The sequence below is a fragment of the Mesorhizobium sp. C277A genome (assembly GCF_040324395.1).
GTDB lineage: Bacteria > Pseudomonadota > Alphaproteobacteria > Rhizobiales > Rhizobiaceae > Mesorhizobium.
On sequence record NZ_JAMYVW010000002.1, the window covers coordinates 171,947 to 189,410 of the forward strand.

Annotated in this window: 20 protein-coding genes; 13 read left to right on the forward strand and 7 right to left on the reverse strand. The window is 61.2% G+C overall.

Annotated features, from left to right (window positions below):
• Positions 1 to 99: 99 nt before the first annotated feature.
• Positions 100 to 1,194, reverse strand: a complete 1,095-nt coding sequence (locus NKK52_RS00880; RefSeq protein WP_023682773.1) for a LacI family DNA-binding transcriptional regulator — start codon at positions 1,192 to 1,194, stop codon at positions 100 to 102.
• Between the two features lie 212 nt (positions 1,195 to 1,406).
• On the opposite strand from NKK52_RS00880, the gene NKK52_RS00885 reads away from it, so the two are divergent.
• From NKK52_RS00885 to NKK52_RS00930, 10 genes are all read left to right on the forward strand, one after another.
• Entirely contained in the window at positions 1,407 to 2,249 is an 843-nt protein-coding gene (locus tag NKK52_RS00885) for an ABC transporter substrate-binding protein (protein WP_023682772.1), read from the forward strand.
• Between the two features lie 94 nt (positions 2,250 to 2,343).
• Positions 2,344 to 3,885: an amino acid ABC transporter permease/ATP-binding protein gene (locus tag NKK52_RS00890; protein ID WP_023667755.1), complete on the forward strand. Its 1,542-nt coding sequence runs from the start codon at positions 2,344 to 2,346 to the stop codon at positions 3,883 to 3,885.
• Between the two features lie 60 nt (positions 3,886 to 3,945).
• The gene (locus NKK52_RS00895) at positions 3,946 to 5,073 is read left to right on the forward strand and encodes an NAD(P)/FAD-dependent oxidoreductase (RefSeq protein WP_023682771.1); all 1,128 of its coding nucleotides are present in this window, start codon (positions 3,946 to 3,948) and stop codon (positions 5,071 to 5,073) included.
• Positions 5,074 to 5,266: 193 nt separating this feature from the next.
• A complete protein-coding gene (locus tag NKK52_RS00900) occupies positions 5,267 to 5,482 on the forward strand; it encodes a hypothetical protein (protein WP_023667757.1) in 216 nt (71 codons plus the stop codon).
• Between the two features lie 13 nt (positions 5,483 to 5,495).
• A complete protein-coding gene (locus tag NKK52_RS00905; protein WP_023682770.1) occupies positions 5,496 to 5,741 on the forward strand; it encodes a hypothetical protein in 246 nt (81 codons plus the stop codon).
• A 175-nt stretch (positions 5,742 to 5,916) separates the two neighbouring features.
• Positions 5,917 to 6,141, forward strand: coding sequence for a hypothetical protein (locus NKK52_RS00910; RefSeq protein WP_023667759.1), 225 nt, complete (start codon positions 5,917 to 5,919; stop codon positions 6,139 to 6,141).
• 100 nt (positions 6,142 to 6,241) lie between these two features.
• The gene (locus NKK52_RS00915; RefSeq protein WP_023682769.1) at positions 6,242 to 6,385 is read left to right on the forward strand and encodes a hypothetical protein; all 144 of its coding nucleotides are present in this window, start codon (positions 6,242 to 6,244) and stop codon (positions 6,383 to 6,385) included.
• Between the two features lie 10 nt (positions 6,386 to 6,395).
• A complete protein-coding gene (locus NKK52_RS00920) occupies positions 6,396 to 8,162 on the forward strand; it encodes a thiamine pyrophosphate-dependent enzyme (protein WP_023682768.1) in 1,767 nt (588 codons plus the stop codon).
• Positions 8,163 to 8,218: 56 nt separating this feature from the next.
• Positions 8,219 to 8,383: a hypothetical protein gene (locus NKK52_RS00925; protein WP_245263072.1), complete on the forward strand. Its 165-nt coding sequence runs from the start codon at positions 8,219 to 8,221 to the stop codon at positions 8,381 to 8,383.
• A gap of 1 nt (position 8,384) precedes the next feature.
• A complete protein-coding gene (locus NKK52_RS00930) occupies positions 8,385 to 9,254 on the forward strand; it encodes an SDR family oxidoreductase (protein WP_023682766.1) in 870 nt (289 codons plus the stop codon).
• Between the two features lie 305 nt (positions 9,255 to 9,559).
• Here the strand turns inward: NKK52_RS00930 and NKK52_RS00935 are convergent, their stop codons facing one another.
• Both NKK52_RS00935 and NKK52_RS00940 read right to left on the reverse strand, forming a co-directional pair.
• Positions 9,560 to 10,072: an OmpA family protein gene (locus tag NKK52_RS00935; protein WP_023682765.1), complete on the reverse strand. Its 513-nt coding sequence runs from the start codon at positions 10,070 to 10,072 to the stop codon at positions 9,560 to 9,562.
• Positions 10,073 to 10,082: 10 nt separating this feature from the next.
• Complete coding sequence (locus NKK52_RS00940) at positions 10,083 to 10,742, reverse strand: L,D-transpeptidase (protein ID WP_023682764.1); 660 nt, start codon at positions 10,740 to 10,742, stop codon at positions 10,083 to 10,085.
• 1,006 nt (positions 10,743 to 11,748) lie between these two features.
• On the opposite strand from NKK52_RS00940, the gene NKK52_RS00945 reads away from it, so the two are divergent.
• Positions 11,749 to 11,913, forward strand: a complete 165-nt coding sequence (locus NKK52_RS00945; protein WP_023667766.1) for a hypothetical protein — start codon at positions 11,749 to 11,751, stop codon at positions 11,911 to 11,913.
• 199 nt (positions 11,914 to 12,112) lie between these two features.
• Here NKK52_RS00945 and NKK52_RS00950 read toward each other — a convergent pair whose 3' ends face one another.
• Positions 12,113 to 12,712: an EF-hand domain-containing protein gene (locus tag NKK52_RS00950; RefSeq protein WP_031203868.1), complete on the reverse strand. Its 600-nt coding sequence runs from the start codon at positions 12,710 to 12,712 to the stop codon at positions 12,113 to 12,115.
• Between the two features lie 416 nt (positions 12,713 to 13,128).
• Here NKK52_RS00950 and NKK52_RS00955 point away from each other — a divergent pair, with 416 nt between their 5' ends.
• Complete coding sequence (locus NKK52_RS00955) at positions 13,129 to 13,596, forward strand: hypothetical protein (RefSeq protein ID WP_023667769.1); 468 nt, start codon at positions 13,129 to 13,131, stop codon at positions 13,594 to 13,596.
• Positions 13,597 to 13,877: 281 nt separating this feature from the next.
• On the opposite strand, the gene NKK52_RS00960 is transcribed toward NKK52_RS00955, so the two are convergent.
• Positions 13,878 to 14,084: a hypothetical protein gene (locus NKK52_RS00960; RefSeq protein WP_023825912.1), complete on the reverse strand. Its 207-nt coding sequence runs from the start codon at positions 14,082 to 14,084 to the stop codon at positions 13,878 to 13,880.
• 1,049 nt (positions 14,085 to 15,133) lie between these two features.
• Here NKK52_RS00960 and NKK52_RS00965 point away from each other — a divergent pair.
• Positions 15,134 to 15,358 (forward strand): hypothetical protein, encoded by a 225-nt coding sequence (locus tag NKK52_RS00965; RefSeq protein ID WP_155922421.1) that lies wholly within the window; start codon positions 15,134 to 15,136, stop codon positions 15,356 to 15,358.
• A 255-nt stretch (positions 15,359 to 15,613) separates the two neighbouring features.
• On the opposite strand, the gene NKK52_RS00970 is transcribed toward NKK52_RS00965, so the two are convergent.
• The gene (locus NKK52_RS00970) at positions 15,614 to 16,162 is read right to left on the reverse strand and encodes a hypothetical protein (RefSeq protein ID WP_023740532.1); all 549 of its coding nucleotides are present in this window, start codon (positions 16,160 to 16,162) and stop codon (positions 15,614 to 15,616) included.
• A 10-nt stretch (positions 16,163 to 16,172) separates the two neighbouring features.
• On the reverse strand, positions 16,173 to 17,348 hold the full coding sequence (locus NKK52_RS00975; protein ID WP_023682758.1) for a zinc-dependent alcohol dehydrogenase: 1,176 nt from the start codon (positions 17,346 to 17,348) through the stop codon (positions 16,173 to 16,175).
• Positions 17,349 to 17,464 lie beyond the last annotated feature (116 nt).

A 17,464-nucleotide genomic window follows, 5' to 3' on the forward strand; every position in this document is an offset into this window, starting at 1 on the left:
CGATCAGGGTGTTTGCTGGGCTTCATTGACGTACATTCTTAAAGCGGAGTGCGTCGACCTTGTTCTAACGTATTCATGTGGGCCGTACCGCCGTCACGCCTATGCTTGGCGCACTTGCGGCTTTCCATTTGAGGGCGGGCCAACGGATCCGCGTGCAATGATGGCGGTCGGCAAAACGAGCCTTTCCGCCGGGCGGGAATCTCCCTTCAATCGTCGGATGAGCAATTCCGCGACGCTCTTGCCAAGCGCGTAGACGGGCTGGTCGATAACGGTGATGGGCGGCGTGGTGACGCTCGTCCAGTCCGCATCATGGAAAGTGATGAGCGAAATGTCGTCGGGAACCCGCAGGCCGCGCTCGCGGGTCACCTTGAAGATCTCCAGCGCAATGACGCTGTCGGAGGCGAGGATCGCCGTCGGCCGATCCGGCGCCGACAGCATCTCGCCGGCAACCCTGCGCGTTTCGGTGGGGCTTGTCGCGCCAAGGCGAACATAGCGTTCTGGCCGATCAAGTCCGGCCTCTCGGCACACGGTGAGGAAACCGTCGATGCGCTCACGGACCGACGAGGTGTAGATCTGCCCGAGATCCCGGTACTCGTGCCCTTCGGCGTCGACCGCGGTTACATAGGCGATGTTGCGGTGGCCGGCATCCGCTAGAAAGCGGGTCGCCAGCATGGCGATGCCGCGATCGTCGGTCGTGACCGTATCGACATCCAGATCTGCCAGCGCCCTATCCAGCAGGGCAAGCGGTCGGCCCGAGCGGTGGATATCGCGCAGGTGCGCGATGTCGCGCGATTCCGACGGCGTGACGATCAGCCCGTCGACGCGCTTGCCGATGAGCAGTTTCACGGCCGCCTTTTCCGCCTCGATCTTCTCGCCGGAATTGGCCAGGATGACGTTGAACCCGGCTGCCTTTGCCGCGTCGCTGATGCCGCGTACCGCGAGGCTGAAGAACGGGTTCTCGATGTCGCCGACAACCACGCCGATGATGCCGGAGCGGCCGGTCGTCATGCTGCGGGCGAGCTCGTTCGCACGATAGTCCAAGGCCTTGGCCGCGGCCATGACTTCCGCGCGGATCATTTCGCTGACGACGCCGTATCCGCCGAGCACGCGCGCGGCTGTCGCTTTCGAAACATTGGCCGCGCGGGCGACGTCGCTGACCGTTATCGACGGGGTCTTGGGGGCGGTTCTTTTCATCGGATGACGACTACAAGAGTTGTTGACGGGAGGTCAACGTGGCGATAACGATTAACAAAGAGACCGGTCTCACGCAATATGAGACCGGTCTCTTTAAAAGGAGTGGAGCCGAGAGGCGTGACGGACCGTGACTTCGGCAAGGCATGTCGGCGCGCCAGATGGCGGCTCGACGGAAATACCAACAAGAACAGACCTTCAGAGTGGAGAAAGACATGAGCAGGAAAGAAATTCTCAAGTCGTTGATGTGCCCGGTCAGAACCGGCGCAATGGCTCTTATGGCGATGTGCGTCGGCGCCGGGCTCGTTTCAGGAGCGGCCGCCGCGGATGACAATCCCTATGGCCTCATTGATGCGAAGGTCATCAGCGTCGGAACCATGGGCGATGCCAAACCCTACGCTTTCACCCAGGCCGATGGGTCGTTCACCGGCTTCGACATCGAATTGTTCCGCAACGTCGCGAGCCGCCTTGGCTTCAAGCCCGACCAGGTGATCTTCACCGGCCAGGAATTCTCGGCGCTTATGCCTTCGGTTGCAAACGAGCGCTTCGATGTCGCGGTCGCGGCAATCGGCACGACGGAAGCACGCAAAAAGACCGTCGACTTTTCCGACGGGTATATCGCAGGCTATCTCTCCGTGCTTACCGCAGACAAGTCGATCACGTCGGCGGACGGGCTCAAGGGCAAACGTCTCGGCGTCGTGCAAGGCACGCTCCAGGAAATCTACGCGGCGAAGAATTTTGTCGGAACCGATCTCGTCAAATTCCCCGACAACAACTCCGCCGTTTCGGCGCTTAACAACGGAACCGTGGATGCCCACTTCCTCGATTACGAGGCTGCCAAGGACTATGGCGTTCGCTATCCGAACCTGAAGATCGCGGTCAATATTCCTTCCTTTGACGCGCCGGCCGGCTTCGTCCTGCGCAAGGGCAACGACAAGCTCCGCAATGCGCTGAACACCGCCCTTCACGCGGCCATGCAGGACGGCACCTGGAAAACGCTTTATGAAAAGTGGTTCCCCGGCTCGCCGATGCCCGACCAGTATCTTCCCAAGAAGTAGACCGTACCCGGCCGCTGGCTCTCATGCCGGCGGCCGGATTACGCCGCCGTCCTTGATGCGGACGATGTGAATAGCGCAACCGAAAGGGGGGCGAATGAACTGGCTCGAAAACCTGCGGCGCAGTTTCCTCGACTGGCAGGCCATGGCGGACGTGCTGCCCAGCATGATCACCATCGGATTGAAGAACACCTTGATCCTCGCCGCCGCGTCGACGGTGCTGGGTGTCATTCTCGGCATGATCCTGGCGGTCATGGGCATCTCGCAATCGCGCTGGCTGCGCATTCCGGCGCGGGTCTACACGGATATATTCCGTGGGCTGCCGGCGATCGTCACCATCCTGCTGATAGGCCAGGGCTTTGCCCGCATCGGCCGTGAAATCTTCGGCCCTTCGCCCTTTCCGCTCGGCATTCTTGCGCTGAGCCTGATCGCCGGCGCCTATATCGGCGAAATATTCCGCTCGGGCATCCAGAGCGTCGAGCGCGGGCAGATGGAGGCCTGCAGGGCGCTCAGCATGAGCTACGGCCAAGGCATGCGCCTGATCGTGATCCCGCAAGGCATCCGCCGCGTCTTGCCGGCCCTCGTCAACCAGTTCATCGGCAACGTCAAGGATTCAAGCCTTGTCTACTTCCTCGGTCTGCTCGCCTCGGAGCGCGAGATCTTCCGTGTCGGTCAGGACCAGGCAGTGGTCACCGGAAACCTCTCGCCATTGCTTCTGGCCGGCGTGTTCTATCTCGTCATCACCGTGCCGTTGACCCATGTGGTCAACTACATCGACAACTCGCTGCGGGTCGGAAAGCAAAAGGCCGGCCTCGTCATCAGCGGCCTGGCCGAAGTGAGCGAACTGGAGGGCGCCACCGGCAGTGCACCTTCGGAGGCCGGCTCTGATGCCCGCTCAGCGCTGCCCCGCTTCAAGGGCGGCAGTCTCGCCATCACCGATCTCGACATGGCCTATGGCGACCTCGATGTTCTCAAAGGCGTCAGCCTGGCAGTCAAGCCTGGCACGGTCACATGCGTGATCGGCCCATCAGGTTCGGGCAAGTCGACCCTGCTGCGCTGCCTCAACCGCCTGGTCGAGCCCAAGGGCGGTGAGGTGTTGCTCGATGGTGCGAGCATCCTGGCGATGAAGCCTGAAAAACTGCGCCGGCGTGTCGGGATGGTTTTCCAGCAGTTCAATCTGTTTCCCGACCACACCGCGCTCGAAAACGTCATGCTGTCGCTGACCAAGGTAAAGGGGCTCCCTGTACAGGAAGCTGAGCGCATCGCCGAGGCGCGCCTTGCCGACGTCGGGCTTGCGACCCGCAAACACCATCGTCCAGGGAGCCTTTCCGGTGGCCAGCAGCAGCGTGTGGCAATCGCTCGTGCATTGGCGATGGACCCGGAGGTCATCTTGTTCGATGAGGTAACAAGCGCACTCGATCCCGAACTGGTGAAGGGCGTGCTCAACCTCATGGCGGATCTCGGCCGGCGCGGCATGACAATGGTCGTGGTGACACATGAAATGGGCTTCGCCCGCAAGGTCGCCGATCAGGTCGTCTTCATGGATGAAGGCCGCATCATCGAGGCCGGCACGCCTGCAGCGATTTTCGACACGCCGAAAAGCCCACGTCTGAAGCACTTCCTTGCCGAAGTGCTTTGATCACGCATGAGCCCTTCAAGACGGCCGCCCAAACCAACCTCCACCAGTGAAAGATATCTCATGGCTGCATCACATCAGGTTTCCAAGGTCGTTGTCGTCGGCGGCGGCATTTTTGGCGTCTCCTCGGCCGTTCATCTTGCAAGGCTCGGCATCGAGACCGTGCTGGTCAATGATGGACCGCTCGCCAAGGGAGCTTCCGGCCGCTCGCTCGCCTGGATCAATTCGGCGCGCAGGCGCTCGGCTGAATATCATCGCCTGCGCATGATCGGTATCGACCGCTACCGCAGTTTGTCGGCGCGATGCCCGGATGCCGCCTGGCTGCGTTTCGACGGTGGCCTGACGTGGGATGCGGACGATGCCTCAAACGAGATCGCCGATGTCTTCGCTCACGAAAAACGTCTCGGCTATGATGCGCAGCATCTGTCCGCGGACGCCATAAGGTTGGTCACGCCGGGTGTCTGCGCAAGCGCTGTCACGCCTCAAGGCGCGATCTTCAACGCGGGTGAGGGCTGGGTCGACCTGCCGTCGCTGATCGAAATATTGATCGCGGAATTCGTGGAGCGGGGCGGCCAGGTGGTCACCGAGGCCGGAAGCGCTACCGTCACCGTCGCCAACGGCCGCGCCACCGGCGTCACCACCACCAGCGGGGTCAGCTTCGCCGCCAACGCGGTGCTTCTGGCGACCGGTGCGGATGTGCCGCGAATGGTTGCCGTGGCCGGTCAGCGTATTGCCGATGGGACACCAATCGCGCTGCTGGTCAGGACCAAGCCAGTCGACTTGCCGCTACGCGCCGTGCTCAACACGCCGCGTGTCGCCATCCGGCCGACGCCTGATGGCGCCCTCGCGCTCGATTCTGCCTGGTCGGAAGAACAGGTGGTAGTCAATCCGGACGGGACTTATCGCGTAAAAGCATCGACCATCCAGGGGCTTCTCGACGAAGCGTCGAATGTTCTCGACGGTCATCCGAAATTGGAATTGGAGAGCTACGGTGTCGGGCCCAAGCCAATCCCCGGAGACGGCGAGCCGGTCTTCGGCCAGTTGCGGGAGATCGAGGGGTATTACGTCGCCTTCAGCCACAGCGGCGCAACACTTGGCTTGATTGCCGGCGAACTGCTTGCAACCGAGATCGCCACCGGAACAGAGCACCCACTCCTTGCAAGCTTTCGACCGTCTCGATTTTCACTTTAGCCCGCCAATTCGCCTCGGAATGGGATGTAATGTGGCATGCTTGGAGTTTCGCTAGCCGAGACGGCGGCCGCCTGGCCGCTTACGCGCACCGAACCTGACACAGCGAATATGTTCCGGAACATTTTCTCCACGTTGAAGTTGGACAGCGCCAGGACCGTCTTTCGTCCAAGCTCAACCAGCGCTGAGAAATTCCATGACCAACCAACACCCCAAGACTAAACAGCCCACGGACAAGGATCTGCGAGACAACCCGGGAATCGGCACCTCGAAGGGCGCGGTCAAGGGCGGCGATATGCTCGACGAGAACGATGCTCTCGATGGGGACAATACGTTCGAAGGCGATGTCGAGAACGACGTCACGCCTCAGGGCGGCATCAACCCTGACCAGACCGGACGCACGAACAAGTAGGAGGCACCTTGCCATGGCCGGCCGGAAGACCCACGAGCAGCAGCTGCGCATCATCGAAAAGCGCGAGAACACCAGCAATGCCGGCGACGATTTCAATGCCGAGGATGAGCTGAAGAGATCCAAGCAGGAGCGTGAGGCGCGGCAAGACGGCGCCAATCTACGCGACGAGGGCGTGGAATTGACCGACAAGGACGATCGCCAGATGATCCGCGGCGAAAACCAGGAGAGCGAGCACCACAAGCGCAGGCAGGACGACTAAGCCTGCCGTCTTTTTAAAGCTATCGAGGAGCCATGCCAGACTACCGGCACGCCAGGCACCGCATGGTCGAGGCGCACATCGCCCGCCGCGGTGTGCGCGACGAACGAGTCCTTTCGTCACTGAGGCGGAATCCCGCGCGGGAAATTCGTCGACGAGGGGTGCGAGGAGTTCGCCTATGGGGACGGTCCGGGCGGCGTTGCGCTCTGGCTATAGGGACCTGCGAAGACGCGACCTGAACATCGGCCAGCTCTGCCGCGAGCGCTTTTGGCGATCAGGCAGCCTCGGCCACTACGTGCAATCCTCGGCCTCGCAACAGTTCGATGCCTTCGTCTGGTTCGATCGCACCTCGCCTGTTCAGCCGCTGACTGCCGAACACGCCTCATCGAGTGGTAATACCTGACACGTTTCCCTTGGGCACCTGAGTAGGCGGCCTTGCCTTCGGGCACGGAACATCTCACCGACTTTCTGGTTAGGCAGGCCGGATGAAGGGAGCTTTGCGCATGGCCACTAATTTGGAAGACGGCAAGACCGCTCAATCTTCCGACGAGTTGCATGGCAGCAATCGCGGCGGCAACAAAGACCAGCGTAAGACTGACAAGACCGCGAACAAGAGCAGCCAGGCGGCGGGATCCGCATCGCGGTAAGGACTGAGACATGCCGACCGCCGCGGACATCCTCATCGAGACGCTGATCGACTGGAACGTCGATATCATCTTTGGCCTGCCGGGCGACGGCATCAATGGCATCATGGAGGCGCTGCGCAAGCGGCAGGACCGCATCCGCTTCATTCAGGTGCGGCACGAGGAATCCGCGGCCTTCATGGCGTGCGCCTACTCAAAATGGACAGGCAAGCTCGGTGTCTGCCTCGCAACTTCCGGCCCTGGCGGCACACACCTCCTGACTGGACTCTACGATGCCAAGCTCGACCAAGCGCCGGTGCTCGCCATTACCGGCATGCAGTTCCACGACCTTATCGAGACCTTCACCCAGCAGGATGTCGACTTGACGCGCGTCTTCAGCGATGTCGCCGTCTTCAACGCGCAGGTCTCCGACGCGGCGCATATGGAAAGCCTGGCCGGTCTCGCCTGCAGGTCGGCGCTGGCACGTCGCGGCGTTGCGCATCTGTCGATCGCCAGCGATGTGCAGGAGCACACGCTCGACCAGGCCAAGCGCTCGAAGCGCAACAAACCGTCGCATACGCCGGATCGTTGGTTCGAAGGAAGCAGGCTTCCCGACGAAGAACAACTTGCGAAAGCCGCCGAGATCCTGAACGGGGCGACGAAGGTCGCGATCCTCGCCGGTCGGGGCGCGCTTGGTGCCAGGCACGAGTTGGAAGAGACGGCGGAGCTGCTTGGTGCCCCCGTCGCAAAGGCCTTGCTCGGTAAGGCTGCCTTGCCCGACGATCACCCGCTGACGACTGGCGGCATCGGAATTCTCGGCACGCTGCCGTCGCAGGAAATCATGGAGGAATGTGACGCGCTGCTCGTCGTCGGCTCGACCTTTCCCTACATCGAATACTACCCGAAGCCGGGACAGGCGCGCGGGGTTCAGATCGAGCGCGACCCGCAGCGCATCGGCCTGCGCTATCCCGTTGAGGCCGGCCTTGCCGGCGATGCCGCCGTGACGCTGCGATTGCTGAACAAGCGCCTGAAGCGCAAGGATGATCGCAGCTTCCTCGAGAATGCGCAGGCGGGCATGCGACGCTGGCGCGAGATGATGGCGCAGTCGGAGCGAAAGGCCGCCACTTCGCTCAAGCCCCAGGTGGTCACACGCGCATTTGGGAAACGATTGCCCGATGAGGCGATCCTGGTTGCCGATTCCGGCCAGAACACCGAGATGGCGGCCCGCCATATCGAACTGCGTGACGGGCAGGCTTTCGGCGTCTCGGGCGCGCTGGCCTCGATGGCATGCGGACTGCCCTACGCGATCGCCGCGGGCCTGGCCTTTCCCGGCCGGCCGGTCTTCGCGGTCGTCGGCGACGGCGGTCTCGCGATGCAGCTCGGAGAGTTCTCGACGGCAGTTCGGTACCGGGTCCCACTCAAGGTGCTCGTGCTCAAGAACGGCATGCTCAATCAGATCGCCTGGGAGCAGATGATGTTCCTCGGTAACCCGCAATTCGCCTGCGAACTCCAGCCCATCGACTTCGCCATGGCCGCCGAAGCCATGGGCGGCATTGGCTACAGCGTCTCTCGCGCCGAGGAGGTGGAAGGCGTTCTCGACTCTGCCCTGGCTGCTGAGGGTCCGGTGGTCATCGAGGCCGTGGTCGACCCGTACGAACCGATGATGCCACCGAAGATGCCGCCGGATTATGCGAAAAATTTCCGCAAGGCGCTACCGGATACCCCCGGACGCGCGGAAATCGAGGCGAATATGGCGCAAGAGCCGCTGAGGTCGATGATTACCGCCGGCGAGAAAGACTGACCAGCCACACAAGAAGCAGCGGACCAGCATCCATGACGACGAAGAAGGAGCACGAGTTGAACAAGACCGACAGCGGCACCGCAAATCGCAGTTCGCCGGACCTCATGGGCGCCGGCCAAGCGTGCAAGGCCGAGGAATGGGGAGGTGGCTCGAAAGCCGCCAAGGGACCGATCACGGAACCGGATCGACACAACCGCAACTCCAGCCAAAAAAGGAGCTGACATGCAGGATGCCCAGCAGAAATATCCTCAGCCGCCGCTTCCCGAACAGCAGCAGGACATGCCCGGCTATACCGACGAGATGGATCCACGGCCCGACCACGGAGAGGAGAGCTATCGCGGCAGCGGTAAGCTGACGGACCGCGTCGCGCTGATCACCGGCGCGGACTCGGGCATCGGCCGGGCGGTCGCTATCGCGTTTGCACGCGAAGGCGCCGACGTCATCATCTCGTACCTTGAAGAGGACGAAGATGCGCAGGAGACGGCGCGCTTGGTCGATGAAGCGGGGCGCAAGGCGGTGCTCGCACCCGGCGACATCTCGGACGAAATCTTCGCGCGGTCGCTTGTGCAGCGAGCTATCGATGAATGCGGGCGCCTGGACATCCTCGTCAACAATGCAGCCCACCAGGCGTCGTTCGAGAAGCTGGAGGACATCAGCGCGGAGGAATGGGATCTCACCTTTCGCACCAATGTCTATGCGATGTTCTATCTGTCCCAGGAAGCAGTGAAGCACATGGAACCCGGCTCGACCATCATCAACACATCCTCAATCAACGCGACCAGTCCCTCGCCGGCACTGCTTGCCTACGCCACTACCAAAGGAGCGATCGCCAACTTCACCGCCGGACTTGCAGGACTGGTAGCTGAACGCGGCATTCGGGTAAACGCGGTCGCTCCCGGGCCGATTTGGACGCCGCTGATCCCGTCGACAATGCCCTCTGAGAAGGTCAAGGAGTTCGGGAAGAACACACCGCTCAAGCGTCCCGGGCAACCGGCAGAGCTTGCAGCGACCTATGTGCTGCTTGCCTCGGAAGGATCGAGCTACACCACCGGCGCACTCTACGAGGTCACCGGTGGACGGCCGATGCTTTGAGCGAGCGTACCTGCCAGCTCCACGGCGCCCACTCTCGGTAGCACACTGACATCTGGCGAGGCTCATGCGCGATCAGGATCGCGGACAACCGCCACGTCCGCAAACTGGTCGAGGCGCATGCCGAAGCCACCCACCAGACCCTGAACCGGAGGTTGGTAGACGCGAGGCTGACTTCATTCCGGGTTCACCGGAGCGTCAGCTTTCGGGGAGGGGCAAACGCTGGGTGAATGTCCCCGATAGGCGCATTGCAGCCATGCCGCCGTCGCGTTGTGAGACTGATTTGGCGACCAGCAAAACAGCAGCCTCTACGACTCGTCCCTCTCATCGCGCAAATTAGACACAACGCGGCGGTTCTGCGACCTGCAGGCGGAGTCGGGGCAGTCGCGGACGAGCCTGTCCTTGCCGTAGCCCTTGGCCCACATGCGGTTCCGGTCTATGCCGCCGGCGGCGAGGTAGTCCATCACCGCATCGGCGCGCTGCTGTGACAGCGCCGTTTCACTTGCGCCGGGATCGTCGGCGAAACCCTGCAGCTTGAGCAGCCAGTGCGGATGCTTTGTCAACCAGGCGATCTGGGTGTCGAGGGTGGCCTTGGCGACAGAATCGAGCGCGGCCGAACCTTTCGTGAAATAGGTGCGGCGGCCGACATTGAGGATAAAATCCTCCTCGCTTCCCGGCTGCACGTTCTGGAAGCCGGCAATCTCGGCGTTGGTGACGTCAGGCGTGGAAGGGGCCAGCGTGTTGCTGGTCGAGCAGGATGCGGCCACAACCAGCAGGCCGGCTGCGAGCAGCCGGCGCGTGTTTTCAATCATGCGGTTCATGATGCGCCAATCATTCGACAGTGGTGGAAGCGGGCGCCTGGTCGGCGATGTGCGGCAGGACCTCCACCGCGGTGCCGATCGGGCACCGCTGGTAGAGGTCGATGATGTCTTCCGGAAACATGCGGATGCAGCCGCTGGACGCGTCGGTGCCGATGCTCCATGGCTCCAGCGTGCCATGCAAGCGGTAGCCGATGTCGGCGCCGTCGCGGTACAGATAGAGCGCGCGCGGCCCGAGCGGATTGTTGGACGCGCCGCCTGCGATCATGGGCGGTAAGTCCGGTTTGCGCTCACGCATTTCGGGGGGCGGGACCCATTGCGGCCACAGCGCGCGGCGATCGATCGTCGCGCGGCCGTACCATTTGAAGCCTTCCTTGCCGACGCCGACGCCGTAGCGGATGGCAGTCTTGTTTTCCATGATGAGGTAGAGGAAGTGGTGGCGGGTATCGACCACGACGGTGCCGACCGGCTCGCTGCTGAAATACTTGACGATCTGGCGATGCCATCTCTTGTCGATCTTGGCGAAGTTGGTCTTGCGATAGACGAAATCGTTATCGCTGGCGGTACCGGCGAAAAAGGATTTTGCCCCCGCGGCTTGAACAATATTGCTGGTTCCACCGACCGCGACCAGCGCCAGACCGCCGAGCACGACACCCCTGCGTGATAAAACCATCGGCAATCCCCCATGCCTTAAGCCTGGCGAACCATAGTTGAGAATGATTTCGGCTCAAAGTGGAAAAATGCTGCAGTGGGTGGGCTGCAAGCGGTCTGTCCGCTTGACGGCAAAATAGCGATTCCCCGCCGGCTCACGCCGGCGGGCTTTTTTGTGCGGACGGGAACATCCTCGCTCCAAGGGTGTTTTGTCACACCCAGCTCGTTCTTCATCGGTCGTGCCAGTGACCAAGATGTCCCCTCATTCATCATGGTCGGCCCGCGCAGCCTTGACCGCACGCGCCGGCCATCCCATCACAAGGCCCGCTGGCTCACGATGGAGGGTTTTTCCGCGTCCATGCGCCGACACTCATCTTCGCATGCCTGTTACAACGAGCCAGGCGGATTCCAGTATCCGCACGCGGTGAGGAGGACTTGCGACAGCCTCGCTGCGGGATTTTCGCGATGAGTCTACCTGGCTCCCGCTGAACGCCACCGCCTGACCACCGGGACCCGTTGGACGACCTTCAAGTCGAAAAGTCCGCGGCAACCGCACCTTAGGCGAAGAGGCTTTGCTTGTTGATGCAGTTGTCATCGCATCAATCGTGGGTAGCAACGCGATGTTTGCGTGTCGTTGAGAGATGGCGTTTCCCGAAGAATGAACATGCGCAGACAAAAGAAGCGAGCAGGATGGCCGTGAGTACATCTGCGAAATATCTATTACCTCATATGTGCTCGCTCCTCGGAAGGCGATCCCGCCACCCTCTCGACAGTGAAGATGGCGGGACCTCAACCGGCGACAAGGGACTTCGATCGACGGTCGGTTTCCAATTCGGCGTCCGGCTGCGTGTTCCGCCGTTCGGGCTTCTTCCAACCGCAATCAGACGCAAGTCCTATCCCATAAGACTGATGGCCAAATTCGGAACATCCGCTGAAGCATTGCGTTCGGCAGCGTGAAACCCCAAGGCAAAGGATGACTAATCATGTCGAATTGCGAGACTGCAAAATCACATTCGTTAGGAAATCGCGTGGCTGATCTCACAGCCAAGATGCGTGAAGCGCAGATTGACGCGGGTGAAATGATGGCCTTCCACAAGGTTGCAACTATGTTGGAGGACAGCCAAGGACGTATCAATGGCGACGACTTGATCGCCGCATCCTTCGTTCTGCTGGAAGACCGGGCGCCCGAGTGACCTTGCGTTGGTCGGCTTCGATCGTTCCTCGATCAGCAATGCGAAGCCTTTTTTGTCACGGCTGGCGTCTCGCGGGACTGCGGGAATAGCTCAAGCCTAAAGGGTGCTGGCCGGGCGGCTAACAGCCAAGAGACACCGCTTCGGGATCGGCCGCCACGCGCCCGCTTTGTCCGAGGGAGGGCATTCCCTTTGAAGACAGCTACGGCGTGTCCTCGCTATCAGTGCCATGCATGCTGGAGCCATGCATGAAGGACTGGATCTCGTTCACATCGATCTTGCCATCACCATTCTCGTCAATGCTACTGAACATCCTGCCCACCGCGCGTTGAACCTCGTCCTCGGACACCGATCCGTCGCCATCGGTGTCCAACAGCCCGAACATCAGTCGCATGCCGGCACCGCGCATCATCTGATGATGCCAGCGTCCAGCCATTCTGTGTCCACGATCGCGGTCACCGTGGTTCTGCCAACGGTCGCCATCTTCATCGTGGCGGTCAGCATCCTCGTTGCGATCGCCTTGATAGCTGCGACTATCTTCCTCGCGGAAACCCTCTTCGGAACCGCGATCCTGCTGCAGTCGCTCACGGACAGCTTGCTCAACCATCTGGCGGATCATTTCGCGTGTTGGTCCATCCGCTTGTCCGGTCGCATCCGGCAACTGTCCGGCGGCCGGCGGTTCGGTTGCCGGAGCGGGTGCAGGTGTCGAGGGTGATGGTGTTCCGCTTGACTGGGCCAGCGCGGGGGAGGTCAGGGCAATGAAAACGGCGGCCGCGGCCGTCGTGCTGTGTGGAAATCTCATGGCATGCTCCATCAGTGCCTTCGCTTGGAAGGCCAAACTGGAGCTCGATCTGATTGTTCCCCGAAGGGGATCAGGTCACGGCGAAGTTACAGGGCATGCCCCCCGTCTGAGGTAGATCAGGGTCTTCGTCAGGGAATAATTTCGGCTCTTCTTCCCTAGGCACAAGAGGAAGCCGGCGCCCATTTTGGCGGGCAATGAACGTTGGACATTCGGCCTCGCCAATTTTCTGCCAGTCGATCATACCGACGCACCAATTCCCTCTGCGTCCTCTCCTTTCGTGGGACGGAAGCCGTTTCGACCGCACGCCGTCAATCGCGAATCCCGCGTCCATATGCTGCGCGGCCATGATGCATATTTTTTATGTCACGGACCTCTGTCCGTCTGGACACCATGTTAGCCAGCGCTAAATCAGAGCAATGCGACGCCTCCTGCTGGGACTTACAGTTTTTCTCTTTTGGACCACGTTGCTTCAGGCCGAGGCGTGGCAGCCCTTCGGCGTCCGACAGCTTGGCTTTAGTTTCGATATTCCTCCGAATTTCGTCCTGACCCAGAATTCGGAGCAGGGCGCGGCTTTTCAGGGCCCAAGAGACGCGTTTCTGGTCGTTTGGGGCGCGCGACTGGGCAAAGCAAGTTTTCGCGCCGAGATTGAACATCGCATGATCGAGGACGAAAAGGCCGGTTGGCGACTGACCTATCGGCGCCTAGCCCCGAAATGGGCCAGCTACTCCGGGGTCAAGAATGGCGAGATTCGCTACGTCCGTGCAATTATGGTCTGCAACCAGCGTGCCGCGCTTTTCACAATGAATTATCGGAAATCCGAAAAGAAACCGTATGACCCTGTTGTTGTGCGCATGGTCCGGTCCCTGAGAGCGGAAGGATGTTAGCCAGCAAAAGGCGAGGTTGCCGTAGTGCTTCCCTCGGCTAAGGGCCCAGTGGTCAACACGGCTCCCCAATAGCCCCGCCCAGTCACATGAAAGCAGGCACCGGCAGATATGCGGCCGAACGTTCTCACGCTGGCTCAGCCGCTCAAAGCCCATCACCGAAAAGCTGCTTAGTGCGGTCGCCAGCTAGAGCTACCACTGAGCCATTCCCGCTGCGGCTGGGTAGCGCCTCAGTTCCGTACGCGTTCATACCAAGAACGGGCGGGGCGAACGTCCTGATAGAGCTACGGCTGTAGAAGCGCGCCGCCAAACTGCGCCCACAAGCGCTCGCACTCTCTCGCCCTTAGGCTCGGGGTACCGGGCGCGCCATAGAAGACCATGGCGCCGCGAATGTCGTATCCAAGCACCGAGGCGTTGGCCACGAACTGGATGGCTCTTCCCAAGCTGGTGATGCCGATGTCGACCTCAGCTTTGTTGGTGAGGTCGACCACGCCTACTATCTCCGCATTGGCGCTCCTGCCCGCCAAAACGGCCGTCGATATTCCATCATGCACGGCAAGAAGCATTTCGGTGAGTTGCCCGGTGGAAGGGCTCTACAAACGCTTAAATGTCAGGTTTGTTCCCAACTGGCCTTGGCGGCTTTCCGACTACCAAGACTGGGTCACGCGGCCTCTTATGTGCGCGTAGTTGACATCGTCTGCTGGACCGAACGGTCAGGCCGACGAGCCCAGTTCCTCTCAGCATCAAGCAGTTCATTCTGCCCAATCAAGCCGTTCATAAACAGCCTGAGTATGTGCGCAGCTATGCGCTCTCCGTTCTGCGAAGCAAGAGGTAGGGCGCGCTCTTTGCAGACCGTGTGACAAACCTGGGCGAGCATCTCAATGTCGCTTGGCCCCAAAAACCGACCCGGATACAACATACCGTTTTCCTGTTGGAGAGTTGGAATGGCTATCCATTACGCAGGGTCACCGGCAGCCACAATCAACTATGATAGTGAGATGTCGAGTCCCGGTGGAAAAAACAGTGAGGTCCCAAAAGCGGTCGCGCTTGTCTCCGATTGACAGATGCCTCGACGCTACACCGACCAGCGCTACCGCACCCGCTTCATCGACGCGGCTTTGCAAAGGCCTACGACCAGTTCGCTACCAGCTGCCGGACCGCCCAGGCGAGCATGCCGCCGGCCATTACCGAAAGCGCGATGTCGTGGATGAGGCAGCCTTTTCCGTATACATCCAGTTGTTACGCTGCGCATCTGCTTCGGTTCGAAAACTCGCCGCGAGCCTGGCGTGCTCGCGTGTCCGGGCCGAAAACGCCTTCACAGCCCACATGTTGATAACGACATCGATGAGGCTGCCGCCGACCTCGTTGGCATAGGATGCTTCCCGGCAAGGGCATCGACCAATGCCCCGGGGCCGACCAGCACGAACCTGCGGGGGCTTTCCCGGAACAAAGCGTCGACGATCCGGTTCGGCAGGGAAGCGGCCAAAATTCATGCCATCGGACATGCCGAGGCAGATGACAGATGAAAGGGAAGCTGAAGATGACGAAGTCTCGCGACCGCACCGTTCCCGGCGACGGCAAGATCGAAACCGGCCCGAACACATCTCCGCAACAGGATCCGGCAGAGGGGTCGCGCGAGACAATCGATCGCGAACTCGAGCGGACAGACGACGATAATAATTCCGACGAAGCGGAACGCTTGCGCCGAGACCTGCGGAAAGGGGTGGCGGAAGAGACCGAGCTTCCCGAACGCGGCTCGGCCTGAGGATCGCCGGAACCTTGCCAAGGCAAGAGACATGGAAGGCTCGACGCCGGTCGGATCGCTGCTTGCTTCGTGCCTTTAACGCACCGGCCACACAACCCATGCGCGGCGGTGACCCAGGAGACGGCGAGAACGGCCGCGCGACGGTCCACTCTGTTCCAGCAAACTCGGCTCGCCGAGAGCTACCACCTCTGGCGTTAGGGCCTGACGAGATGCCACCTGTCCAGGTCGCATGGCGCCAGGGTTCGGAAATCTCTATCAGGCTGTGCCGGCCTCCTGGCTGCGCTGCGAGCGGGCACGGTCGCGGGCTGCGGCAGTGCCTCCGGGAAAGCCGCTTCGATCGCTGTAATCGCGTGGCTTGGTCCCGCTCCGAGAGTGGCGCGCGGTCACGCTTTTCGCACCGATGATGTCGAGCAATGTGATGCCGGCGACCATCGCAAGCGCAAGGCCCACATTATCGCGCTTTGGGTTGCCATGCCGATACGCTGTCAGCAATGTCGCGATATCCAGGCCGTCGCCGGCCACCCGGCTCCAAAGCCCGGCCTGCTTGTCCACTGAAAGCGAGAGTATGCCGCTGCTGATTTCCCGCGCCCCATAAGCGCGGATCAGGTCTTCCTTGCCGCGCATGCCGAGCGCGCCGGCAATCCGCTCGGCGCTAACCAGCTCGGCGACGCCAAGCGCGATGCTGAACCAGCCGAGCTTGCGGGCAAGGCCATCGGAGGCCGCGACCGCACTCTGCCCAGTCTTCAGCACTTTGGGATCGCCAGGCGATCGGGTGATGTTGGTAAGTTTGGCAATCACGTTCATGACGATTTCCCTACGGTTTCAGTACAACCTTGATGCAGCTGTCCTGCTTGTCGCGAAACACCTTGTACATCTCGGGTCCCTGCTCGAGCCCCACGGTATGGGTGATGACGAAGGATGGGTCGATCTGGCCATCTTCGATGCGGCGCAACAGATCCTCGGTCCAACGGTTGACATGGGTCTGCCCCATTCGGAAGGTGAGCCCCTTGTTCATTGCCTGTCCCATCGGAATCTTGTCGACCAGCCCGCTGTAGACGCCGGGGATCGAGATCACGCCGGCCGGCCGGCAGACATAGATCATCTCACGCAAAACGTGCGGTCGATCATTTTCCATCAGCATCAACTGCTTTGCGCGATCGTAGACGGTATCGGGCTGGGCCAGCGAGACGTGGCTTTCCATGCCGACGCAATCGATGCACTTCTCCGGGCCCTTTCCGCCGGTGAGTTCCCGCAGTCGTTCGACGACACTTTCCTCGGCGAAATTGATGGCGATGGCGCCGCCGGCCGCGGCCATGGAAAGCCGCTCCGGCAGGCAATCGATCGCCACCACCTGTTTCGCGCCGAGCAGCAGGGCGCTGCGTATGGCCATCTGCCCGACTGGGCCGCAGCCCCACACCGCAACCGTATCGGTGGGCTCAATGTCGCACTGTGCCGCCGCCTGCCATCCGGTAGGAAAAATATCGCCGAGGAAGAGAACCTGCTCGTCGGTAAGGCTGTCAGGCACCTTTACGTGCGTGGCATCGGCGAACGGCACACGCATGTATTCCGCCTGTCCCCCGGGATAGCCGCCGGTCAAATGAGTGTAGCCGAACAGACCCGCGGTGGTGTGCCCGAACACCTTGTCACCGAGATTCTTCTTGCGGTTTGTGCGTTCGCAAACCGAAAAGTTCTGTCGCTTGCACTGGTCGCACTCACCGCAGATTATGGTGAACGGCACGACGATGCGGTCTCCCTCCTTCAGAGCGCCGTTGACGCCCTTGCCGACCTCGACGACCTCTCCCATCATCTCGTGGCCCATGATGTCGCCGGGCAGCATGGCTGGCACATAGTTGTGGTAGAGGTGAAGGTCGGAGCCGCATATGGCACAACTCGTCACCTTGATGATCGCGTCACGTTCATCCTCAATTTCCGGATCCGAAACCTGATCGCAGCGTATGTCTTCCTTGCCGTGCCAGACCAACGCTCGCATAGCTTGCTCCTATTTTCGCAAGATCTGTGGGTAGGGACCTCGCGCCTGTCCTAAGCGGGCCGATGCCTGGTTGGATCGACTGTGCCGCTGCTTGTCGAACCACAGGGGCGGACCGA